This is a genomic window from Desulfogranum japonicum DSM 18378, from assembly GCF_000429945.1.
GTDB lineage: Bacteria > Desulfobacterota > Desulfobulbia > Desulfobulbales > Desulfobulbaceae > Desulfogranum > Desulfogranum japonicum.
Window position 1 is genome coordinate 198465 of sequence record NZ_AUCV01000002.1, and the last position, 23140, is coordinate 221604.

General features: G+C 44.0%; 20 protein-coding genes. 6 read left to right on the forward strand and 14 right to left on the reverse strand.

The features are described 5' to 3' along the window. Positions 1-133: 133 nt before the first annotated feature. From G493_RS0102860 to G493_RS0102875, 4 genes are all read right to left on the reverse strand, one after another. Complete coding sequence (locus tag G493_RS0102860; RefSeq protein ID WP_035273301.1) at positions 134-982, reverse strand: shikimate dehydrogenase family protein; 849 nt, start codon at positions 980-982, stop codon at positions 134-136. A gap of 9 nt (positions 983-991) precedes the next feature. Further along, positions 992-2263: a TRAP transporter large permease gene (locus G493_RS0102865; RefSeq protein WP_028579158.1), complete on the reverse strand. Its 1272-nt coding sequence runs from the start codon at positions 2261-2263 to the stop codon at positions 992-994. Between the two features lie 11 nt (positions 2264-2274). Next, complete coding sequence (locus G493_RS27540) at positions 2275-2769, reverse strand: TRAP transporter small permease (protein ID WP_051308964.1); 495 nt, start codon at positions 2767-2769, stop codon at positions 2275-2277. A gap of 416 nt (positions 2770-3185) precedes the next feature. Next, on the reverse strand, positions 3186-4193 hold the full coding sequence (locus G493_RS0102875) for a DctP family TRAP transporter solute-binding subunit (protein ID WP_028579159.1): 1008 nt from the start codon (positions 4191-4193) through the stop codon (positions 3186-3188). 394 nt (positions 4194-4587) lie between these two features. Between G493_RS0102875 and G493_RS0102885 the strand changes: the two genes are divergently transcribed. Then, positions 4588-5163, forward strand: a complete 576-nt coding sequence (locus G493_RS0102885; protein ID WP_028579161.1) for a rhodanese-like domain-containing protein — start codon at positions 4588-4590, stop codon at positions 5161-5163. Between the two features lie 3 nt (positions 5164-5166). Further along, entirely contained in the window at positions 5167-5910 is a 744-nt protein-coding gene (locus G493_RS0102890; protein ID WP_028579162.1) for a rhodanese-like domain-containing protein, read from the forward strand. A gap of 153 nt (positions 5911-6063) precedes the next feature. Here the strand turns inward: G493_RS0102890 and G493_RS0102895 are convergent, their stop codons facing one another. The 3 genes from G493_RS0102895 to purD all read right to left on the reverse strand — a co-directional run bounded on the left by G493_RS0102895 (position 6064) and on the right by purD (position 8879). After that, positions 6064-6387, reverse strand: coding sequence for an Hpt domain-containing protein (locus G493_RS0102895; protein WP_028579163.1), 324 nt, complete (start codon positions 6385-6387; stop codon positions 6064-6066). A 102-nt stretch (positions 6388-6489) separates the two neighbouring features. Continuing rightward, positions 6490-7104, reverse strand: a complete 615-nt coding sequence (locus G493_RS0102900; RefSeq protein WP_028579164.1) for an L-threonylcarbamoyladenylate synthase — start codon at positions 7102-7104, stop codon at positions 6490-6492. After that, positions 7101-8879, reverse strand: coding sequence for a phosphoribosylamine--glycine ligase (purD, locus tag G493_RS0102905; RefSeq protein ID WP_028579165.1), 1779 nt, complete (start codon positions 8877-8879; stop codon positions 7101-7103). The genes G493_RS0102900 and purD overlap by 4 nt, the downstream gene beginning before the upstream one ends. Positions 8880-9133: 254 nt before the next feature. Between purD and G493_RS0102910 the strand changes: the two genes are divergently transcribed. Further along, complete coding sequence (locus G493_RS0102910) at positions 9134-9715, forward strand: TetR/AcrR family transcriptional regulator (RefSeq protein WP_028579166.1); 582 nt, start codon at positions 9134-9136, stop codon at positions 9713-9715. Between the two features lie 448 nt (positions 9716-10163). Here the strand turns inward: G493_RS0102910 and greA are convergent, their stop codons facing one another. The 4 genes from greA to G493_RS0102930 form a co-directional block, all read right to left on the reverse strand. Next, positions 10164-10649, reverse strand: coding sequence for a transcription elongation factor GreA (gene greA / locus G493_RS0102915; protein WP_028579167.1), 486 nt, complete (start codon positions 10647-10649; stop codon positions 10164-10166). 237 nt (positions 10650-10886) lie between these two features. After that, positions 10887-12203 (reverse strand): tetratricopeptide repeat protein, encoded by a 1317-nt coding sequence (locus tag G493_RS0102920; protein WP_028579168.1) that lies wholly within the window; start codon positions 12201-12203, stop codon positions 10887-10889. A 19-nt stretch (positions 12204-12222) separates the two neighbouring features. Beyond that, positions 12223-13410, reverse strand: a complete 1188-nt coding sequence (locus G493_RS0102925; RefSeq protein WP_028579169.1) for a DegT/DnrJ/EryC1/StrS family aminotransferase — start codon at positions 13408-13410, stop codon at positions 12223-12225. A gap of 60 nt (positions 13411-13470) precedes the next feature. After that, the gene (locus tag G493_RS0102930) at positions 13471-14457 is read right to left on the reverse strand and encodes a sigma-70 family RNA polymerase sigma factor (protein WP_028579170.1); all 987 of its coding nucleotides are present in this window, start codon (positions 14455-14457) and stop codon (positions 13471-13473) included. A gap of 353 nt (positions 14458-14810) precedes the next feature. On the opposite strand from G493_RS0102930, the gene lepA reads away from it, so the two are divergent. Further along, positions 14811-16604, forward strand: coding sequence for a translation elongation factor 4 (gene lepA, locus G493_RS0102935; RefSeq protein WP_028579171.1), 1794 nt, complete (start codon positions 14811-14813; stop codon positions 16602-16604). 287 nt (positions 16605-16891) lie between these two features. On the opposite strand, the gene yihA is transcribed toward lepA, so the two are convergent. The 3 genes from yihA to hisI all read right to left on the reverse strand — a co-directional run bounded on the left by yihA (position 16892) and on the right by hisI (position 18953). Continuing rightward, positions 16892-17506: a ribosome biogenesis GTP-binding protein YihA/YsxC gene (gene yihA, locus G493_RS0102940; protein WP_084813395.1), complete on the reverse strand. Its 615-nt coding sequence runs from the start codon at positions 17504-17506 to the stop codon at positions 16892-16894. A 151-nt stretch (positions 17507-17657) separates the two neighbouring features. Next, positions 17658-18530 carry an ATP phosphoribosyltransferase gene (hisG, locus tag G493_RS0102945; protein WP_028579173.1) on the reverse strand — a complete coding sequence of 291 codons (873 nt, stop codon included), beginning with the start codon at positions 18528-18530 and terminating at the stop codon, positions 17658-17660. Between the two features lie 42 nt (positions 18531-18572). Next, positions 18573-18953 carry a phosphoribosyl-AMP cyclohydrolase gene (gene hisI, locus G493_RS0102950; protein ID WP_028579174.1) on the reverse strand — a complete coding sequence of 127 codons (381 nt, stop codon included), beginning with the start codon at positions 18951-18953 and terminating at the stop codon, positions 18573-18575. 472 nt (positions 18954-19425) lie between these two features. Here hisI and G493_RS0102955 point away from each other — a divergent pair, with 472 nt between their 5' ends. Beyond that, the gene (locus G493_RS0102955) at positions 19426-19866 is read left to right on the forward strand and encodes an FKBP-type peptidyl-prolyl cis-trans isomerase (RefSeq protein WP_028579175.1); all 441 of its coding nucleotides are present in this window, start codon (positions 19426-19428) and stop codon (positions 19864-19866) included. Positions 19867-20234: 368 nt separating this feature from the next. Continuing rightward, a complete protein-coding gene (locus G493_RS0102960; protein WP_028579176.1) occupies positions 20235-23138 on the forward strand; it encodes a hybrid sensor histidine kinase/response regulator in 2904 nt (967 codons plus the stop codon). The last annotated feature ends 2 nt before the right edge of the window (positions 23139-23140 follow it).

The following is a 23140-nucleotide window of genomic DNA, read 5'->3' on the forward strand; positions in this document are numbered from 1 at the left end:
ACCGGCAACCCGCAGATTCTCCTCTTCGGTCACTTACCTCTGTACACATATGAAGTACAAGAAACCGTTTGCAATTATGGAAAAATGACAACATTTTTACAGCTGGCAAGCGGTTACATGACTGGAGCAAAGGTTACTCCAAAGGAAAGCATTTCAAAAAGAGAGACTCTATTTCCGCATCACCTGGTGTTATTCCTGTAAAATGTTTAAAAGCATCCAAACCCTGGTACCAGAAAAGATAAAAGCCTGACAGCGTTGGTATTTTTTTCATCCGACAACTATGGAGAAACTCTGTGTTTTCTGGAGTATAGACGGCGTCAAACGCCCATCTTTGTGAATGAATCCCAGATTCATAAAAAGGGTTACCTGGATATTGAAACATGCCGATGGGAGTAGCATTTATCAGCCCATCGGCAGCTTCCATCTCAGAAAGCAAGTCTTGTCCAGCGGAACGAACTTGCATGGAACCGGAAGAAAACTGGGCGAGTAATCCCTTTGTCATTTCAGCGTTGATATCGTGTACAATCAACTCATCTGCTCCCAGGGCATTCATGGCGTGAGCAATGGCTACCCCTACTCCACCAGCACCAAGCATCAGCACTCTGCCAGGTTTGAAATCAGAGCCTAATTTTGTAATAAAAGCACGATAGCAACCTGAATAGTCAGTATTATTGGCTACCATCCCCTCTTTTTCAAAGAGCACTGTATTTACAGCATTGAGCGCAGAAGGGAAATCTGCCATGGGCTGAACGAGTTGGAATGCCTGCTGCTTATAAGGGTGTGTTACATTTACGCCACGAAACCCCTCCTGCCGACATTGTTCCAATGCTGCGGCAATGGAGCCAGATGGATTTTCATTAAGCAGGTCGATGGGCCTGTAATGGACATTGAGTCCATATATTTCCCCCAACAATTCATGAAGATTCTTTGCTCTGCTTCGCCCAAGGTTATTACCGAGTAAACCTAACTGCACTTTCTGCATACTCATCTCTTACATATTAAACAAACTGGGGAGCCCGGTGACTGTCATTGGGAAAAAAGCCAGTATTATCAGCACAGCGAGCTCAACAAGAAAAAAAGGAAGAATCTGTTTGGTTAATCTACCAAGACTGACATCACCAATAGATCCGGCAACGAACAAGCATAACCCCATGGGTGGAGTAATTAATCCTATCATCAGATTAAAAATAACAAGAATAGCAAAATGGGTCGGGTCCAGCCCCATGTTTACAGCAATTGGGTGAAGGATGGGTACGAGAACCAGCATGGCAGCAATTCCTTCCAGAAACAAACCAACAACCAGAAACAAAACCATGGTTGAAAGAAGAAACATCCATTTAGCACTCATATATTGAAGGGCTATATCAGTTATCATATTGGGAACCCGATTGTAAGTCAGCAGCCAGTTTGCAGCTGCCACAGTCGCCATAACAATCATGATTACAGCACTGTCCCGCATGGCGTTGCCAAAAATTCGCGGGAGATCACGCCAGCGTAATTCCCGAAACACAAACAACCCGACGATCAGAGCATATGCCACTGCAAAACTGGCAGCCTCTGTGGGCGTAACTACACCAATAAGAATGGAACCAACAACGAATACAGGCATAAGCAAAGGAATTATCCCTTGAAGCAGAGTACTGCCTTTTGAAGTACATTCGGTTGAAGATGGAAAATTTTCGAATTGGCTTGCAACACACCATACATAAACGGAAAGAAATACGGCAAGCAGAATCCCCGGTACGACGCCACCAAGAAAAAGCGCAGGAACAGATACTCCTGTAACAATCAAAGCATAGATGATTACTGGAATGCTCGGGGGAATAATCGGCCCGATAACTGAAGATGCTGCGGTCAATGCGGCCGAAAAATCACGAGGATACCCACGTTTTTCCATTTCCGGGATAAATACCCTGCCCAGCGCAGAAGTGTCAGCAACCGCTGACCCGGATAATCCTGCGAAAATCACAGATGCCCATATGTTTACCAAAGCAAGTCCTGCACTGAATCTGCCAACTAATACGGTGGTAAAAGCTATAATTCGCCTGGTAATCCCTGATTCGTTCATCAACTCTCCAGCGAGAATAAATAAAGGAATCGCAAGTAACGGAAATGAACTGAGCCCGCCAAACATTTGGGTGGCCACAATTCGAATATGATAGGGAAAATCACCTACAGCCATAAAATACAGCAAAGCTGCTACAATGGAAAAGGCGACGGGGACACCAAGAATGAGACAACAGACCAGGATGATGTATACCATACCGTTTTTCCTTATAAATCTTCGTGTTTACCCCAGGACCGTTTACCGATCTCCGTTACGCGTAAACACAACTTCAGGCATGCTGCAATTGCCAGTAAAATGCCACCAAAACATATTGCTGCCTGATACGGAAAATAGTGACCAAACACTATCATGTTTTCCCATCCAGTAAGTGATCGTAATGTTTTTGCCAATGTAATGAGCCCACTTACCTCCATGCCGCCCCGCTTGAGAGTGAACATCCAGCCGGAATAAGCCAGTAGTCCCCCAATGGCAACCATCATGAGATCAACAAAGCAATACAGCATGTGTAGCCATTTACGGGAAAGAAAACCTACCAACATGGTAAAACGGATATGGCGATCTTGGATGTAGGCTACTGCACTTGCAAACATGACCCCATAGATAGCTATAAAAATTGACAGTTCATCGCCCCAGGTAAAAGATTTTCCGATAGTGTAACGACGGATGGCATTGGTGAACACAATGGAAAAAAGCAAAAACATGCAGAGAGAGGCTGCTCCTGCACATAACCTGGTAAAAATACCTGTCGAACGTTGAATTATAGACGACATAATTATAATGGACTGGCGTAATAAACATCTGAATACGACATCGTGGCATCCCGTGACTCACTCTCAGTACTTGCCACACGGGAAGTTTGAACGCTCTCTTGTGGGGGGCGAAAAAAATTCAGATCAGTGGAGTTCACGACTAATGCATAAAAGTATCAGCCGAGATGACAATGTTATTAATGCCTTTCCATAAATAGTCTTTTGGTCAAGTTTTGGGGTTATACTCAAAATGTAATCCTTATAATGGAAAGTATATTCCTGTGGTAAAATCCATCACAGGCCTCGAAGGTTGCGCGTACCTAAACTTGAACAAAAATAATCTGTTATGGACAGACACGAACTACGTTTTATTTTGTTACCGATGTAATCGCAGCATCAAGTTTGTCTATCCAGACAGCATCATCTCCAAGCTCACCGGCCAACCATTTTTTCACAGCAGGTTGCGCCAATGCTCTGAACTGATCGAGTTCTTCATTCGTTGGCGAATATACATTCATGCCCTCAGCTGCGACCTTGGTTACCCCTTCAGCTGTGTTAAATTGCTGAATGGCTCTTCCCATAACACCTGCAACCCTCGCCGCACGCTTGATGATATTTTGTTCTTTGTCAGCCAGAGACTGAAAAAATTCATCATTGATGAGAATAAAATCCGCTCCATAGACATGCCCATCAAGTATCAGATATTTTTGCAGTTTATGCAGTTGATTGTTGTATATAACACCAACAGGATTTTCCTGTCCATCAACTACACCTGTGGCTAGAGCATTGGGCAACTCTGACCAGGCTATTGGCGTAGGCTCTCCCCCCAGAGCTTTGACCATCTCAATATACAAGGGAACCGGCATAACCCGGAACTTGAGTCCTTTCATATCTGCAGGGCTCTTAATTTCTCTGGCATTATTTGTGAAATTTCGAAATCCGGTTTCACCATAGGCAAGTGTCCGCAGCCCTGTTTTCTGAAGGCAGTATTCTGCCAGTTCTTCACCAAAAGGACCATCAAGAACGTCCCACGCAACCGTTGCTGAGGAAAAAGTATAAGGAATATTCAACACATCAGAGGCTTTGCAGACAGTGGACATGGCTGCAGAGACAATTGCCATGTGGGTGATCCCTTCCTGAACCTGTTGAACAAGACTGTTCTCATCTCCAAGCGCCTTAGCCGGGAAGAGTTCGACCTGTATATCAGTCTCTCCCTCAACAATATTTTTAAAAATGACTGCAGCAGCACCTTTCTTTGATGTTTGCCATTCTGCAGGATCCACGTGCCCTAATTTAATTGTGGTGGCAGCCAGAGCATTACATGTAAAAAATGCAACCGCGCAGGCAATTCCACATAACCTTCCTAAACGAAACATGTTTTCCTCCTCTTGTAACTCACAAAATATTGGTCTCACAATGTAGCGTATTATCAGACTGATAACAATCGAAATTACTTCCGGCACCTATTATTCACTATGGCAAAAAAATCACCTCAACCTTGCAGGACTCTCAGCTCATCACCTGGATATCTTGAATAAATCACTCAGCCTGTATGGGACCATGAAAATATTTACAAAAATCAGCCCATACTCTGCATGCTATTTGAATTTCAGTATCCTTAAGTCACTTTTCAGCAACATAATTCTCAATGCATTTCTCCATAAACCGCAAAATCAAAAAAACCACAAAACTGATCTGGTATCAAAAAACCACCTCATATATAATGGTTAAAGAGAATCAATCTCAAAACAATGTGACAAGGAGGAGCACATGCCCAGAAGAGCAATGCTGAACACACTTTTCGCCTGTGTACTCGTGTCTATGATCAGTTATGGTTGTGCTGGTCATCACGATAAAAAACAGGTAGCTGAACCCAAAGTTAGCCAGGTAGAAAACAAGCAGGAGGCCACATATAAAGGAAAAGTTGTTGGTAAATCCAACAAGGCTAAAACCATATCCATTGAGGTTGGAAAAGGCGACGCTGCAAAAACTGTTATGCTCAAATTCGACGAGCAGACCCAGGGTATTGACCAAGCGATAAAAGATCATGCAGTTATCATTACCTATGTTAAAAAGGATATCGGCCTTTATGCAGTGAGTGTAAAACCCAAACTGGCAAAGCTTCCTGATGGAGTCACTGAAATTAAGACAGAGGAATTGGCAGAATATATCGAGGCTGGAGAAGATATATATCTTGTTGATTCGAGGCCTACAAGCAGATATGGTCAATCTCATCTTCCGGATGCGGTTTCCATTCCAGTACCAATGCTCAAAGATAAAAAAGAGGCGTTGCTGCCAGAGGATAAAAACAAACTTCTCATTTTTTATTGCGGAGGGCCCACATGAGGCATGTCAACTGCTTCCGCCGGTCTGGCGAAAAAGATGGGATATCAAAATGTTCGTGTCTATCTTGATGGTGAACCAGCATGGGCTCAGGCATATCTGCCCACTTATGCAACAAATAATTTTGTGAAAAATGGCAATGTCGTCGTTATCGATATTCGTCCCAGCCACGAAGCAGTGGAAGGCCGGATAAAAGGTGCATACTCCATTCCTTATGAACAGCTTGAAAACCGGGTAGATGAAATCCCACGCAATGCTCCTGTGATTCTCTACGGTAACGAAGAGGTTATGGACGCAGTTGAAGACCTTAGAGATGACGGATTTAAATTTGTCTCTCTTGTAAAAGGCGGCCTTAAAGGATGGATAAAAAGTGGCGAGGCTATAGAAACAGGCCCTATTTATAATACTGAGATAAAATGGGTTCGAAAACTCGGCAAAGGTGAAGTCTCACTTGATGATTTTCGCAAAGCAGCTTCCGGTGAAGACAAGACTGCCATAATTGTTGACGCAAGAACCAAAGATGAAGTAGCCGAACTCGGAATTTTCAAAAATACCATTAACATTCCGCTGGATGAAATACCGGCGCGCATGGATGAATTACCCAAAGATAAAAAAATATATATTCACTGTTCCACGGGTGCACGGGCAGACATGGCCTACAAGGAGCTTGTAAAGCATGGTTTCAATGTTAAATTTTTGCTCCTCAATATTGCCGATGCCACTTGTGATTGTGAGATAATTCGCCCTTGAAGGACCTGATAGTATAAACGATAAATACCAAATCTGGGCATGAACAGTGTTTACTGACTGGTCATGCCCAGTAAGCCAATGGCTTTCATTTACTCTGCTTAAATGAAATTGCTCACTCTTTTCCTTTGCATGGCATTGGGTCAAAAAGACCTGTTAAATATCCTGTACTTGTTTTACCAGGTCCTCCATTAAAGGAATCAATTCCGGTACCCCCTCCAGTGACTGGTTTCGAGCAGCAGTTTCAATCTGAAAAGCAATTTCTCTGATGCCCTCAATGCCAAGGCTGGAAGAAGCGCCCTTCAGACTATGTGCTGAAGCGACAATAGCTTCAGCATTACATTCGGCAACAGCCTCAACCAACTGCGCTAAATCTCCTGCAGCAGAATCTTTGAATAGGGTCAACAATTCATCGAGTAACTCTTCGTCTCCTGCGGTCTGTTCAAGGGCGAATTCTCTGTTCCACTGTAAATCGGCCATTGCTGTTGCTCCGTCATCGGTTAATAATTATGGGTAGTGCCTGTCAATAAATGGTCTTTTTGTTAAAACTGGACTGGAAAAAGGGTATTCTCAGACAGCCTATCAAGGGGCTAGCGCGTCAAATATAGACTGGCACCCCAAAACTCCTTCTCGTAAACATTCTACAGTATTATGATTGCATTTGACCAGTGTAGAAGCATTTTTTCCCGGTGTTTTCCCACCATCAAGCACACAATCAATAGCCCCGGAAAATATTTCATCAACCTGAGCCGCCGTTATCGCTGCAGCTTGCCCTGAAAAATTAGCACTGGTGGCTGTAATGGGTTTGCCAAATGCATTCACCAGGTCCCGGGCAACGGGATGTGGTGAATGACGCACACCCACCGTACCGGTATTTCCTGTCAGCTCGACAGGAACTGTTTCGAGAGCCTGACATATCAGCGTGAGCGGACCTGGCCAAAATATCTCTGCAAGCTTGGAAAAAGTTACAGGCAATGGTTGTTCCATCAGTGTACTGCACTGCTCAATATCACGCACAAGAACTAAAACAGGTTTATTTTCAGCTCTTCCCTTTACTGAAAAAAGTCGATTCAGTGCTAGTGGATTAAAAGGATCAACAGCAAGTCCATAAAATGTCTCTGTAGGGAAAGCAACGATGCCCCCCCTACGCAGTACATTGACGGCAAAAGGTATCTGGTGTTGTTGTGACGGAATCACTTGTTTGCTTGCAACGCATTATTCTTTGCAATCACCTGCTCTTCCATTTCTTTCACATAGTCATCAAGTGTATTCTTCAAAGCAGGATTGGAAAGACTAAGAATACGGGCGGCTAAAATAGCAGCATTTTTGGCACCTGCCTTACCGATTCCCATTGTGGCAACCGGAATCCCGGGAGGCATCTGAACAGTAGAGAGCAGCGCATCCAGTCCGTTAAGTGAAGAAGCATCAATGGGCACTCCTATGACTGGCACCGTCGTGTGAGCGGCGATAACTCCAGCAAGATGTGCAGACATCCCTGCCCCTGCGATTATAATCTGGATACCATTTTCTCTGGCATTGGCGGCATAATCAGCAACCTGATGTGGTGTTCGATGGGCAGATGCTATACGGAGCTCGTTGGTAATACCAAATTGATCCAATATATCGGAAGCAGCCTGCATAATAGGCAAATCAGAATCACTTCCCATAATAATAGACACTTGGATTTCACCTGTGGCGGTTAGGCGCTTCAATGCTTTATGACCGATGTCTCTTCTGAAGAAGTGGCCTGTCCAGGAAATCTCATCAACAGCCTGATAAGCTCTGTCTATGGCCTCTGCTATGTCCTCCCCTATGGCTGTTACACCGAGAACCCGCCCACCGTTTGTAACGATTTTGCCACTGTCCATTTTGGTTCCGGCGTGAAATACCTCAACATCATTAATCTTTTGCGCCTTGGCCAATCCGTTAATTACATGGCCCTTGTCATAGCTGCCAGGATACCCCTCAGATGCCATAACTACACATACAGTCGGTCTGGGATCTATGGCCAGCTCAATCTGGTCAAGGGTGCCATCAATACAGTGTTCAATAACTTCGATAAGATCTGTTTGCATGCGCATAAGCAAGGGCTGACACTCGGGATCTCCAAAACGGCAATTGAACTCCAGTACATTGATTTCATCACCATCGATCATCAACCCTGCGTACAGCATGCCTTTATAGGGTCTGCCTTCTTTCGCCATCCCTTCTACTGTGGGCAACATGACCTCTTCCATAACTCTTTTTGTCATGGCTTCATCAACGATAGGAGCAGGACTATATGCCCCCATCCCACCGGTATTTGGTCCTTTATCACCTTCATTTGCAGCTTTGTGGTCCTGGGAAGAAGGTAGCGGCAACACAGTAGTACCATCAGTAAAAGCAATGAAAGATGCCTCTTCACCTTGCAGGAAAGCCTCTACTACGAGCTGCTGACCAGCTTCACCAAAAGCCTTATCTTTCATGATCAGGTCAACAGCACTCTTCGCTTCTTTTTTCGTTTGCGCAACAATTACGCCCTTGCCGGCAGCCAGACCGTCGGCCTTCACGACACATGGGGCACCGATTGTATCAATGAATTTTTTAGCAGGGGCAGCCTTTGAGAACACTTTATACGCAGCAGATGGTATATGATACTTATGCAGAAAATCTTTTGTAAACGCTTTACTTCCTTCAAGTATAGCACCTGCTTGAGAAGGGCCGAATATTCGCATGCCTTTGGCTTCAAACAGGTCAACAATGCCACGGGTAAGCGGATCTTCAGGTCCGACTATAGTAAGATCAATAGATTGTTTTTCTGCATATTCAACCAGCGCCTCTACATCACCGGCAGCGATGTCAACACATGTGGCAAGTCCAGCAATACCGGCATTGCCCGGTGCGCAATAAACGTGTTGAACTTTTTTCGACTGGTTGAGTTTCCACACAATTGCATGTTCTCTGCCACCACTACCAATGACTAAAACTTTCATTATATTCCTCATGTAAAAAAAATAATATCTCAGGCAATATTTTACTTGTGTGCATTAGTAATAGATCAAAGGGGTTACCGTCTAGTAAAAATAGTATAAAAAAAAGCCATCAGCCTATTTTTCCCTTGAAAGATAGGCCTTATTTATCAATTGTTTTGATCCATTTTGCTTGACACAAAAGGCTGATTACTGTAAACCATCAGAATGAGGGCTCATTCATTTCACCATGTAACTTACTGAAACTGCACATTTAAATGAAATCTGCTGACAAGCATAGAAAAATAATTCGTGCTGCGACAAAGGTCTTTGCAAAAAAAGGCTTTTTTAACGCCCGAATTTCAGATATAGCCAAAGAGGCCAAAGTAGCAGATGGTACTATATATCTCTATTTTAAGAATAAGTTTGATATTCTTATATCCGTTTTTGAACAGGAGATAGGTAAACTTATTGAAAACATCTTACTGCTGCTTGAAAATGAGACTGACCCATCAGCCCAATTGGAAATTTTCATTCAACGCCATTTGGAAGAAATGAAAAAAAACCGCAACCTGGCTGAAGTCATTCACATTGAGTTACGACAAACCAATAAGCTTATTCGTGATTACAGGAAGAATAAATTCAGCGAATATCTGGATATCATAGCGAAAATTATTCTCCAGGGGCAAAACGAAGGTAAGTTCCGGCAGGATATTAATCCTGATATTGCCAAGCTGATGCTTTTTGGTACTCTGGACGAAATATCAAGGTTATGGGGTCCAGGGAGCGAAGAAAAAGTCACTGTAGAAGACATCAGCAGGCAAATAACTGCTATTTTTAAACATGGCATGTTACACTAGGCATAGTTTACAGCATACAAAAATACATCGTTTATACACGCACAAGAAAACCGGAATTGAATCCCCTTTGATCTCAAGGCCGATTACTTGATTTGTCATGGATTGGTTGCGGAAAATAATAAATATCCAAAAATTGCGTAGGATATCGGTTTGGTAACGTTTTCGCCTCAAAGGTTCCATACTGGTCTATTGAGCCATTGACGCGACGACGTTACCGAGTTGAGAGACAAGCAAAATTGGATAATTTAGTTTTTTCCGTGATCCGATAGTCTTTTGCTGTAGAGCTTAGCTCGCTATTCCGGCGTATTGGAAACGCAGAGCCAGACAATTCTAGAAATTATCTGGCTCTTCCCCGCATATAAAGGCTTTCAATCTGTTGATGAAAACATATGTTTAAGCATGTGATTTCATGCTGTGTTGCCATTGCGCCTGCCCATGAATCAGGGTACTACTCGGCTTCACCAGCAGTGATATCAACAACTTCGAATTCGCGTAATCCACCAGGCGTTTTGGTTTTAACCTCATCCCCTATTTCCTTACCAAGAATGGATCTTCCCAATGGAGAAAGTACGGATATCGAACCTTGTTTGACATCTGCTTCTTCAGGACCGAGCAACTGGTAGGTAACTTCCTCCTCAGTATCCATATCCATGAGAGTGACGACCGTACCAAAGACCGCTTTACCAGTGGATACCTGGGAGCAGTCAATCACCTCTGCCCTGCCAAGTTTATCTTTGAGTTCCATGATTCGGCCTTCAATCATACCCTGCCGTTCTTTAGCCGCATGGTACTCTGCATTTTCACTCAGATCACCATGAGCTCGTGCAACCTCGATAGCCTTGACAACATCTGGCCGCTGTACACGTTCAAGATTTTTAAGTTCATCACGAAGTTTTTGATGTCCATTTGTGGACATGGGAATACGTTCAACCATTTTTTTACCTTTTACCGCTTATTCATTCAGGGTTACCGTTTTACAATAAGTTAACTGCCTGTTAATCCTGTGTTTGTCTAAAAATGAGAAATATCGACCAAAAACAGGGTATCTTTAAAAATTTAACCATAAGCAATAGCTGATACCGGTATCTACAATTACCTCTGAGGATAAAATTTTGAAGATAGCACAGTAAGCAGACAAAAAGTCCATTTATGGACAGGCACGAACAAGAGTTCAATTTACGCGTTGTTCTCTACCATTATCAGACAGCGCTGCCAGTTCCTGTATACGTCCCTGGCTTTTTAACAGTGTCTCCAATTCATTCCTAATCTGTTGATCATTAGGCATTTCTCCTGCCATAATCATCAGTACATCTGCAAGTTCTGGAAATTTTTCCTTTTCCCGTAATAAACCAGCCATTACAGCAAAAACATCCAACCGCGAGTCAGTAACTTTACTTAAATCTTCCCATAACTGGTTTGCATTATCATGCTCTACCAGAACAAGAAAATCATTGGCAAGGGTAAGCAGAGCCTGTTTTCTAAGTTGAGAAAAATGTACATTGTCCTGATCGTGGACCAGATAAGAAGTACATTTTTTCAAAGCAAGATCACTGCGTCCGGTTGCCAGCAGAATTTGTGTCAAGCGTAACGTTTCGTGTACTGTCAAAACTTCCTGCGTATCAAGAACCTGGAGATGACGCAACTGCATAGCCAGATTCTTATGAAGGCCATAGTACTGAACCAATGCCCGATTAGCACGGATGTTTGCAGTATCAATCGCGACAACCTCTTGCCAATATCGTCCAGCCTGATCTCCTCTCCCCAATTGATCAAGAGTATGTGCCAGTGCCTCCAGAAAAAACACATCCTGTTGATAGACAGGGTATGCCTCCATCAACAATTGATACGCTCGATCAAAAATATCAACACCAAGAAAAAGCATGCCTGCTTCGCGCCTGATAGAAGCATCCCCAGGTCGACGAACAAGCAATTGTTCCATCAAGGGAATGGCAAGATCAGATTTACCCTGTAATTTCAAACTTTGAACCAAACCTGCCAAAGCTTCATCACCTTTATGCCCAATGGGGTTGTGAACATATAACTCGCTGAACAGATTCACTGCTAAACCAAGCTGACCTGTATGAAGCGCTATTTTCGCCTGAAAGAATTGATGCTCACCTCTTTCAGGTTCATGGGTAAGGAGAATGTTGTTACTTCTCTCCGCCTCTTTCCACTGCCTCATTTCCATCAACAGGGATGTATACTCTGTCCTGGCCTCATAAAGGTTAGGTTTAAGCTGAAACAACTCTTCAAAAGCACAAACAGCCTGCTCGTACTGTTTAGCACGTAAATACCTCCTGGCACTATCCCATTTAAGCTTCCAAATTGGAGTCTCCGGCGTAGAGGTACGAATTTCTCGTTCGGGCACTATGGTAGTGTTTTCAAATTTGCCAGCGATGGCATTGCTTCCACATCCCAATTCAAAGCTGCTTGCCACCAAAATAGTCAACGAAAAAATGAAACCTGCAAGACGGGTAAGGGGTATCATGATTATGAAAAAAATCCAATTAATGGGTATAAAAATCTCGGATTTTCTGCACTACATACTCCAACTGTTCCGGTGTAAGTTCCGGAAAAACAGGAAGGGCCAGTGTTGTTCTGGCAGCCTCTTCAGCTACAGGAAAACTTTGGTTAAAAATTGCAAGTTGTTCGACACACTCCTGCTGGTGCAGGCAAAGCGGGTAGTAAACTTCGCAACCTATAGATTGTTTATTGAGATATTCACGTAATTTGTCCCGTTCAGGCACATGAATGACAAACTGGTTATAAATATGATGATTATGCTCCTCTGCATCTTGCATATCTGCATATACTGTTGCTGGCAGACGAACAGGATTATCAATCAGACCTGCGGCTTGAAACAACTCACGATAGATGCCTGCATTTTTTACACGTCCTTTATGCCATGTATCAAGATATCGTAATTTCACAGAAAGAACAGCTGCCTGGATTGCTGCAAGACGGAAGTTCCCACCTATCCTGCTGTGAAAATATTTTGGTTCAGCACCGTGATTCCGATTGGAACGTAAAATGGCAGCAAAAGGCTCATCGGAAGTGGTCACCAACCCGCCATCACCAATGCAACCAAGATTTTTACTTGGGAAAAAAGAAAAGCACCCGGCAATTCCCATGCTGCCTGCTTTGCACCACGTTACTTTCCCGTCTTCATTACGGAAGGGATATTCTGCTCCTATCGCCTGAGCAGCATCTTCAATAACAGGGATAGAGTACTTGTCGCTTAATGCCATAATTTTACCCATGTCTGCACACTGTCCGTAAAGATGCACAGGTATTATAGCCTTAATTTTTCGTTCTCCCTTACAATCTTTATCGATAATTTCAGCTAACTGCTCCGCATCGATGTTAAGACTGTCAGGTTCAACATCAACAAAAACAGGTTCAGCACCGACACGAAGGATAACACCCATGGTCGCGAAAAATGTGTAAGGGGTGGTAACGACTTTGTCTCCAGGCCCAATGTTAAGTGACATCAAAGAGACAAGCAATGCGTCGGTTCCACTGGAAACACCAACACCAAAGGACGTACTGCAATACGCAGCCACCTCTTTTTCAAACTTTTCTACGGTTGGTCCAAGAATATACCCTGTAGAATCAAGAGTTGAAGTAATGGCATCCACCAACTCCTCACGCATAGGGGCAAGCTGAGGTTTTAAATCAAGTAATGGTACATTCATAAAAAAATAGTGTAACTCTTTGGGAAATTAATCGAAAGGAAAGCAGTCTGGTTAAGGAAATCAGGAGATCTCTTCGGTGGGTTTTGACGCAAAAATCATACTGTCTCCACTTAGAAAATCCTGAATGTCTGGCATTTCTTTCTCTAGCAACTTTCTAAGTTTTTTCAGTAAATTCGCCTCAATTTGCCGGACTCTTTCCCGTGAAATATGGAACTCGTCTGCAATGGTCTGCAGCGTTTTAGGTTCATCGCTGAGCAGTCTGGTACTTAAAATCATCTGCTCTTTTTCATTCAATTTATCATGCATGCCAGCAAGGAGTTCCATCAGCTTATCGCGCATCTGCTGACTGGCGACCATCTCTTCAACACCTGGTCCCTCATGGGGCAGAAAATTCTTTTGTTCGTCCTCGGAATCACTTCGGACAGGAGCTTCAAGTGAAACATCCCAGTTGTCCATGCGCTGTCCCATCTCAATGACTTCACTTTCCTTGACGTTCAAGCGCTCTGCAAGAAGTTTCACTTCAGGTTTAAAGCCTTGGGCTTCCAATAATTTTTTTTCTTTATTGAGACTGAAAAAAAGTTTTCGCTGGGCCTGGGTGGTTCCTATTTTAACAAGTCGCCAGTTATCCATAATAAACTTAAGGATATAGGCACGGATCCAGTAGGCCGCATAGTAAGAGAATTTAACCCCCCTGTAGGGGTCAAACTTCTTGGTTGCCTGGACTAAGCCGACGTTGCCCTCCTGTATGAGGTCCATGAAGTTCTGCATCCAATACTTTTGGAAATCCATAGCAACCTTGACGACAAGACGGAGATTGGAAGAAACCAGCCTGTATGCAGCGTCGGGATCACCTGTTTCCTGAAATCGGATTGCCAGTTCTTCAGTCTCTTCCCTGCTTAATAATTCGTATTGGCTGATCTCCTGTAAATACCTGTGAAGCGCAGGATTGCTCAGCGCAGGTAGATTATCATCGCTTGAAGTGACAACCAGAGGGTGATGTTGAACCTCATTTGGGTCCAAGGTGTCTATTTCACTTGTCTGTGTCATAAAAAACCCATAATAAAAGAATCCTCACTGGTTTCAGCGAGAAAAAACTTTCCATCTCAACCAGAAGGATTTCATATGTCATTGAATACGTTGGCCGCTTCCAGCCTGAAAACAGATGCAGCACGATATACTTTCAGTGTAAAAAACTGCTTGCAATGTACAATTAGCTGCACAGAAAAATGGCTCTGCCCGTGCAAGCATCGTACAATACTCATAGATAGCATACTATACTCAGCATTTTTTTCCACTTTATATGGAACATATTGTGAGAAGAGTTTTAATTTCTTTAGATGTATGCTAATTATACCAGCTTGCCTGAAAAAGTTTTTTTTACGACAAACACTACGTGAAGCATGAATAATATTCGAAATTTCAGTATAATCGCACATATCGATCACGGCAAATCCACCCTTGCAGATCGCATCATCCAACTCTGCGAGATGGTGACAGAGAGGGAATTTAAAGATCAACTGCTTGACAGTATGGATATCGAACGGGAAAGAGGGATCACTATAAAGTCTCAGACTATCTGCCTGCCTTACAAGGCTAAAGATGGAGAGACATATACTCTCAATCTCGTTGACACCCCTGGTCACGTTGACTTCAGTTATGAGGTATCACGTGCGCTCTCTTCCTGCGAAGGCGCTCTTCTACTCATAGATGCTGCCCAGGGAATTGAGGCACAAACCCTTGCCAATCTCTATCTCGCCATGGAGAATGACCTCGAAATCATTCCGGTCATCAACAAGATTGACCTGCCGGCAGCCGAGCCGGCAAAGGTCGCCTCTCAAATAGAAGAGGATCTTGGCCTTGACGGTGAGTCCATCTGCTTCTGTTCAGCGAAAACAGGTGAAGGTGTCAGAGACATACTAGAAGCTGTTGTTTCGTTTTTACCACCCCCAGTTGGTGAACCCGACGATCCACTCCAGGCGCTGGTATTTGACGCCAACTACGACCCCTATCGTGGGACGATCATATCCGTTCGTATTGTCAACGGTACAATAAAAGCAGGTGACACCATACTGTTCATGTCCAACCAGGCTGAGTACCGTGTTGAAGAAATCGGTATCTATCGATTGAAAAGATTGCCGCAAAAAGAACTGACTGCCGGTCAGGTCGGCTACATCATAGCAGGTGTCAAAACCGTATCAGATACCCAGCCAGGCGACACCATTACTCTTAAAGACACCCCAGCCCCAGCCCCGTTACCTGGTTTTAAAGAGATCCAACAGGTCGTATTTTCATCTATTTATCCTATCTCTACAGATGAGTATGAAGACCTTGCCACCGCACTGGAAAAGCTCAAGCTCAATGATGCAGCTCTGACTTTTCAAAAAGACTCTTCTGCGGCATTGGGTTTTGGTTTCCGTTGCGGCTTTCTAGGTCTTTTACATCTTGAGGTTGTTCAGGAAAGGCTGGAGCGTGAATTTGACATTTCTCTCATCCTTACCGTGCCCACTGTAAAATATAAATTTTATATGCAGGACAACACAATGACAGAGGTGGACAACCCTGCTTATTTCCCTGATCCGGGATCCATTAGCCGGATTGAGGAACCATTTATTAAAGCTACTATTCATATTCCTGAAAAATATATGGGAGTTGTCATGACCCTGTGCATGGATCGGCGTGGTGAAAACACAAACTATCACTACCCGATGCCAGGGCGAATAGAATTTACCTGCGAATTACCGCTGGCAGAGGTTATATACGATTTTTACGACCGTTTAAAATCAGTAACCCAGGGATATGGCTCATTTGATTACGAACTCCTGGATTATAGAACTAGCGACCTGGTAAAATTAGATATTCTCGTCAATGGAGAGCAGGTGGATGCACTGTCACAACTTACTCATCGCTCTCGCGCCAGGGAAAGAGGCCTCAACGCCTGCGAGCGTTTGAAAGAAGAGATCCCAAGACAGATGTTCAAGATTGCCATACAAGCTGCAATTGGAGGTAATGTTGTTGCACGAACCAATATTTCCGCTCTAAGGAAAGATGTAACGGCAAAATGTTACGGTGGCGATATCTCCCGCAAAAGGAAATTGCTGGAAAAACAGAAAGCTGGAAAAAAAAGGATGAAAACTGTTGGCAATGTGGAGATTCCACAGCGGGCATTTCTCGCAGTACTCAAGTCCGATCAATAAGAAAACAGACCGAGCCGCTATTCTGCGCTCCTGCGAATACATGCCCAAAAGATCTTAGGGTCGCGGAAAATAATAAATATCCTAAATTGTATAGGATATCGGTTCGGTAACGTCGTCGCATCAATGGTTCCATATAGGCTGTATTGAGCCATTGACGAGACAACGTTACCGAGTTGAGAGACAAGTGAGATTGGATACTTTATTTTTTCCGTGACCCTTAAGATAGTACAGAGTTACTTCGTACCCTGATACAGCGAACAACCTGAAGGGATTGCCCCACCTGCACATTATTCCTGGTGTTTACTGGAAAAACCTTCCACTACCCTGGTTAGTATTTCTTTGAGTTCCGTGCACCCTTGCCCCGACTTTGAAGAAAACAGAATTCGCTCAGTAGCATGGATATTAAAGCCCGCATCAAGACTGGCAGCATTTTTTATCTGCTTGTTTCTTGGCAGCTTGTCAGCTTTAGTGTAGACCAACAGATGCGGAACACCTAAATACTTAAGCCAGTCAACGAGATCTCGGTCCAGTTTTTTAACCTCATGGCGAAGATCGACAATCACCACCACCAGCGCCAGTGACTCCCTGGTTTCCACATAGTTGCTGATAAGCCTCTGCCAGGTATTTTGCATATCCCTGGATACTTTTGCGTATCCATAACCCGGCAAATCTACCAAATACAGTGAATTATCCACTGAAAAAAAATTCAGACTCCTGGTTTTACCCGGCTTTGCACTGGTCTTGACCAGGTTGCTTCTATTTACAAGCCGATTAATCAGGCTGGATTTGCCAACATTCGACCTGCCGGCAAAGGCTATGTCGGGAATGATATCCGGTGGTAATTGTTTGAGACTGTGCACAGCATCAAGAAATGCCACCGAATTAAAATGAATGGTCGCCATGGGTGCAACTCTAACAGATTATATGCATCAAAAATCAATGGATGGGGTCTGCCTGCATCATACTCGTTGCTTCTCGCTGAGTACATGTCTGCAATACCTTTGTATTGCAGACATTATTGATGAGTCCATAGCCCCTGTTTCAGAACAGACCCTAGATTACTTTATTCAAAGAATACTCAATTATTCCCTCGGCACCGGCATCTTTAAGCTTGGGAACAAGATCCCGAACTTGATGTTGTGATATAACGGTTTCAAGAGAGAACCAATCCTGTTTATACAGTTTAGCTACAGTTGGCGCATTCAAACTGGGTAACAATGTGATAATCTCTTCAAGGCTGGTCTCCGGTACATTCATTTTAACCCCGACAATTCGATCTGCACGCAAAGCACCTTCAAGCAACATGACAATATTATCTATTTTTTTGCGTTTCCATGGATCAGCAAGGGCAGATTTGTTGGCAATGAGTTGCACGTTAGACTGCATAAGTTCATGGATAACCCTGAGACCGTGAGCACGAATAGTAGTCTCTGTTTCTGTTACCTCAACAATTGCATCGGCTAGTCCAGATACCGCTTTGGCTTCTGTTGCCCCCCAGGAAAAGGCAATATCAACATTGATATTTTTCTCCTGGAAAAATCGTTTGGTAACATTAACAAGCTCTGTGGAGATTCTCTTCCCTTCTAGTTGTTCTATACTGGTGATCTCAGAATCGCCGGGAACAGCAATAACCCATCTGGTAGGCTTTTTACTCACTTTAGAATATACCAGGTCGGTAATTACTTCGATATCTGATTCGTTTTCTAAAGTCCAATCCTTACCTGTGATGCCCGCATCAAGCATTCCAGACTCAACATATCGTGACATTTCCTGAGGTCTGCAGATTGAGCAGGACAATTCCGTATCGTCGACCTCTGGAAAATAGTTGCGGGATTTCATTTTAATCTGCCATCCCGACTTATCAAAAAGTTCAATGGTCGCCTCTTCAAGGCTTCCTTTGGGGATACCCAACTTCAACACACTCATTGTATTCACCTTCTTCTCAGCTAAACGTACCCAAGTACTCTTTTATTTTCCGTAAACTTTTTCAGGATCAAAAACAATTTCCTGTACAATTTCAAGTTTTTCGCCATCAACCCTGCGAAAAAAACAACTGGGGTACCCCTTATGACAGGCCGCACCGCCAAGCTGTTCAACTTTATAGATCACGGTATCATTATCGCAATCCACATATATATCTTTAATAATCTGCACATGACCGGAAGATTCACCTTTCAGCCACAGTTTATTCCTGCTTCGGCTCCAATAATGAGCTTTACCGGTCTCTAGGGTCTTCTCCCAGGCGAGCTTATTGATATAAGCAAGCATGAGAACATCTCCAGTAGCATGATCCTGAACAATGGCAGGAAGCAGGCCAAGCTCATCCTTGGAAAAATCTAACTCTATCATAACATGTAGTTCTCTTTTGCTGATAAAAGCATCATTTCAACAAGTATCTAAATAAAAGACATAGACAAACAGCACCCGCGATACGTCGCAGTGTCTCAGTCACGTGGTTTGCCTTAATAGTGTACAAACGAAATTGCCCTGGGGAAAAAAGGGTTCCCGTTTCTGTGCTGGTTTGAACGTTGCCGCTTAACAAGCAATATGCCATAAAGGTTATAGATACAGCATGTCCTTTGTTTACGCACAAATGTGAAACTATATTGCGAAGTCCTGAAGTGTATAATCAGAGCGCCAATAGTTGAGCGAGCTGATTTCTGAGAGAGTGACGTCACGGTGCCTGGAACGAGACTTGTATGCTGAACAGGCAACTTTGTCAACCCTTGTCTTACTGTGGACTATTGTAAAACACAGTAAACTTGTATACAATTGTCAGATGTAACACTTTTTCAACACTTTTACGTCAGGAACTTAAATTATGTGTCCCGTTCAATTAACAGATATAGTTTCAGTAAGTTACGTCGCACAACTTGATTCAGGTGAACTCGTGGAGCAAGCACCTGAAGACAAACCTGTACAATTACAAATCGGTTCTGGCCGCATCCTTCAGGCTGTCGAGGCATCTCTTATGGGAATGGAGCCTGGGGAAATAAGAAGAGTGCGGATTCTTGAAGAAGACGCATACGGTCCCCATCACGATTCGCTTGTACAAGAAGTGCCCCGGAGCACGTTTGGTGAAAACATGGAACCTAAACCTGGAATGATCCTCTCCCTGACCTATGAAAAAGACGGGGAAAAACATCAAATACCCGCCACTGTAATTGAAAGTGATTCGCAGAAGGTAAAGGTTGATTACAATCATCCTCTCGCAGGCAAGGCCATCACCTATACCGTAAAACTTCACGCCATCGGAAACTGATTTGACCAATAGGGCTGCACTCCACACCAGCCCATCATTATCAGTTACGCTCAGTTCACGCCCTTGCAATGGGTACTTGCAGTAGTGTCGGCGCTTACCCATTGCAAGGAGTTGTACCAACAGCCATAAGCCGCTTTTCATCACCCGATATCCTGTAACCTGCCTGAACCGATGATAGGCAGGCCCGATGTTCCAGCCTTCTCCTGATGTAGAAAAAATTACTGTACAATCATCATCCGTTACGTACAATACTTATAAAGTCAGCAAACTGGAGAAGATCTAAGGATATGATATCCGGAAAGATCACCTCTTAGCTTTTTCCCTCGCTCTTATGCGTATGCACAATTTGGCACTTTAGGAGATAGTGTATGTCTTTCGAAGATGATGAAATCTTGCAAGGGTTTATTGAAGAATCATTGGAACATCTGGCGGACATTGAAAATGACCTACTCGCCATAGAAGAGGGGGGAGCCAATATCGATGTCGAGCTCGTAAACAAGGTGTTCAGAGCTGCCCATTCCATAAAGGGTGGCGCTGGTTTTATGGGGTTAAGCGTAATCCAGGATCTTGCGCATGCCGCAGAAAATGTTCTGGGCCTGATTCGCAGCGAGAAGCTTATTCCCACACCTGATATCGTTAACGCGTTGTTGCTGGCCTCTGATCAACTGCAGCAGCTCATAGAAGATGTAGCCAACAGTAATTCCGCAGACATCTCTGCAAATGTAACTGTGCTTAATCAGATATATGAAAGTGGAGAATCTCCCAAATCAGCGGAAAAGAAGCCTAGACAGGCCAAAGAATCCCCTCCCGCGCCTGAGGTCACCAGTGAACCAGCTGCAACCGCAGAAGAAGAACCTGCAGATAAGGGGCAGCACGTTCCAGAAGAGTCGTCAACACCAGTTATAGAAGAAAGTGCACCTTCTCCTGAACCGGAACCTGTTTTTGAACCAGAACCGGACCCAGAACCAGAACCGGAAATAGATACCCTGAATGTGGTTCAGGATAAATCACCGGCAAAGAGATCAACGCCAAAAGCTGAAACCTCGATCAGGGTTACCGTCAGCCTGTTGGATCAGTTAATGAATCTCGCTGGAGAACTGGTCCTTTCTCGTAACCAACTACTCCAAACCATTACATCCGGCGATGTACGTAACGCTGAAGCAGTTGGGCAACGGATCGACCTTGTGACTTCTGAACTTCAGGAAGCTATCATGCTGACCCGAATGCAGCCCATAGGAAATGTTTTCAATAAATTTCCAAGAGTAGTCAGGGACCTCTCCAAAAAGCTCGGAAAACAGATTGACCTGACCATTGTAGGGAAAGATGTTGAACTCGATAAAACCATTATTGAAGCAATCAATGACCCCCTGACCCACCTGGTTCGCAACTCTGTGGATCATGGAGTTGAAACACCCGATATCCGTAAATCCAAAGGCAAGGATGCAAAGGGCCTCATTGTTTTAAAAGCTTTTCATGCAGCTGGACAGGTTGTTATAGAAATTAGTGATGACGGTAGAGGAATAGATGGCGACAGGATAGCAGACACTGCGGTAAAAAAAGGCCTGATCACACAGGAGCAGGCTAAAGTAATGTCTGAAAAAGAGCGCATCAACCTGATATTGCTGCCTGGATTTTCAACCGCTGAAAAAATCACCGACGTCTCGGGAAGAGGTGTTGGGATGGATGTTGTGAAAACCAATCTCGATCAGCTTGGTGGGTCGATTGAGATTGAATCTGAAGTGGGCAGAGGCTCCACCATCAGCATTAAACTTCCACTCACACTGGCTATTATCCCGTGCCAGATTATTATGACAGGTGGCGAACGGTACGCAATACCACAAGTCAACCTTGAAGAGTTGCTTCGTATACCTGCCTCACGGATCAAAGATCGCGTAGAACGGGTTGGTGATGCCGAAGTAGTACGCCTGCGAGGGAATTTACTTCCATTGATACGCATGTCTGATGTTTTTGACATCGAACGTACCTACTATGATTATCAAGAAGAATCTTTCAAACCGGACAGACGTGAAAATGTAGCAGACCGAAGATCCAAATCCACTCCACTTTTCAGAGAGAAAGATACACAACCTGAACCTGAGCAGGAAAAAACAGGAGAAGAGCAACGCTCGCAAAACAGAAGACGCAGCCCGTCAAGTGCTCTGAATATAGTCGTAGTTTCCACAGGAGCCATGAAATATGGTCTTATAGTGGACAGACTCCACGATTCGGAAGAAATTGTTATCAAGCCGCTCGGCCGTCACCTGCAACAGTGCCAGGGATACGCAGGTGCAACCATAATGGGCGATGGCCGTATTGCACTGATCCTCGATGTAAGCAGTATTGCGCGCATGGCCGGACTCACTTCCCTCGAAGGCTCTGAAAGGGCAAATGAGCTTGCCGAAGCTGCGAAGGACGCCATAACCAAAACCCGTGATAAACAAGCCCTTCTAACGTTTTCGAGCTCCCCTCAAGAGCATTTTGGAGTGCCCCTCAACCAGGTCGAGCGTGTTGAGAAAATCAAATACAATGATGTTGAAGAGGTCGGGGGCAGACGAGTCATGCAGTATCGCGGGGGTAGTTTACCGCTTGTCAGCATAGACGAAGTTGCAATGGTTCAGCCACTGCCAGACCAGGAAGATCTCCTGGTTATAGTCTTTCACCTGGCAGGAAAAGATATAGGACTGCTTGCAACCGGCCCCATAGATGCCATTGAAATATCGGCTGATATAGATGAAATCACACTACAGCAAACCGGTATCATGGGTTCTGCCATTATTGGTGGAAAAACCACCATGCTGGTAGATATTTTTGAAATCGTACAAACAGTCAACCCCCAGTGGTTTGAAGATCAGGCTGTTGGCACCTCTTATGACGAGGATGCACCGGTTCCGACGATTCTTATCGTCGAAGATTCCAACTTTTTCCGCAATCAGGTCAAAGGATATATGGAAGAGGCAGGATTCAACGTCATAGAAGCCGAGGATGGCGTTGACGCTTGGCAAATGCTAGAGGAATTCTTTGCGGAAATAGCCATGGTCGTAACAGACATTGAAATGCCTAACATGGATGGTTTTGAATTAACAGAAAAAATCAAAACCCACCCAACATATTCCGCCCTGCCCGTCATAGCCCTGACAACTTTGGCAGCTGACGAGGATATTGCCCGAGGCAAACGAGTTGGGGTTAATGAATATCACATAAAACTTGATAAAGAGCGCCTTATGGAATCCGTTCACCGGTATGCAAAGGAAAGCATGCCCTCAGGTAGATAACT

Bases quoted from the DNA above. Each gene is read 5' to 3' on its own strand.
- G493_RS0102885 (WP_028579161.1), top strand. From the start codon at position 4,588: ATGCCCAGAAGAGCAATGCTGAACACACTTTTCGCCTGTGTACTCGTG.
- G493_RS0102925 (WP_028579169.1), bottom strand. From the start codon at position 13,410: ATGAATGTACCATTACTTGATTTAAAACCTCAGCTTGCCCCTATGCGT.
- G493_RS0102860 (WP_035273301.1), bottom strand. From the start codon at position 982: ATGCAGAAAGTGCAGTTAGGTTTACTCGGTAATAACCTTGGGCGAAGC.
- yihA (WP_084813395.1), bottom strand. From the start codon at position 17,506: ATGGCGACCATTCATTTTAATTCGGTGGCATTTCTTGATGCTGTGCAC.
- G493_RS27540 (WP_051308964.1), bottom strand. From the start codon at position 2,769: ATGTTTTTGCTTTTTTCCATTGTGTTCACCAATGCCATCCGTCGTTAC.
- G493_RS0102890 (WP_028579162.1), top strand. From the start codon at position 5,167: ATGTCAACTGCTTCCGCCGGTCTGGCGAAAAAGATGGGATATCAAAAT.
- purD (WP_028579165.1), bottom strand. From the start codon at position 8,879: ATGAAAGTTTTAGTCATTGGTAGTGGTGGCAGAGAACATGCAATTGTG.
- G493_RS0102955 (WP_028579175.1), top strand. From the start codon at position 19,426: ATGTGTCCCGTTCAATTAACAGATATAGTTTCAGTAAGTTACGTCGCA.
- G493_RS0102895 (WP_028579163.1), bottom strand. From the start codon at position 6,387: ATGGCCGATTTACAGTGGAACAGAGAATTCGCCCTTGAACAGACCGCA.
- G493_RS0102920 (WP_028579168.1), bottom strand. From the start codon at position 12,203: ATGATACCCCTTACCCGTCTTGCAGGTTTCATTTTTTCGTTGACTATT.
- G493_RS0102930 (WP_028579170.1), bottom strand. From the start codon at position 14,457: ATGACACAGACAAGTGAAATAGACACCTTGGACCCAAATGAGGTTCAA.
- hisG (WP_028579173.1), bottom strand. From the start codon at position 18,530: ATGAGTGTGTTGAAGTTGGGTATCCCCAAAGGAAGCCTTGAAGAGGCG.
- G493_RS0102875 (WP_028579159.1), bottom strand. From the start codon at position 4,193: ATGTTTCGTTTAGGAAGGTTATGTGGAATTGCCTGCGCGGTTGCATTT.
- lepA (WP_028579171.1), top strand. From the start codon at position 14,811: ATGAATAATATTCGAAATTTCAGTATAATCGCACATATCGATCACGGC.
- G493_RS0102865 (WP_028579158.1), bottom strand. From the start codon at position 2,263: ATGGTATACATCATCCTGGTCTGTTGTCTCATTCTTGGTGTCCCCGTC.
- greA (WP_028579167.1), bottom strand. From the start codon at position 10,649: ATGGTTGAACGTATTCCCATGTCCACAAATGGACATCAAAAACTTCGT.
- G493_RS0102910 (WP_028579166.1), top strand. From the start codon at position 9,134: ATGAAATCTGCTGACAAGCATAGAAAAATAATTCGTGCTGCGACAAAG.
- G493_RS0102960 (WP_028579176.1), top strand. From the start codon at position 20,235: ATGTCTTTCGAAGATGATGAAATCTTGCAAGGGTTTATTGAAGAATCA.
- hisI (WP_028579174.1), bottom strand. From the start codon at position 18,953: ATGATAGAGTTAGATTTTTCCAAGGATGAGCTTGGCCTGCTTCCTGCC.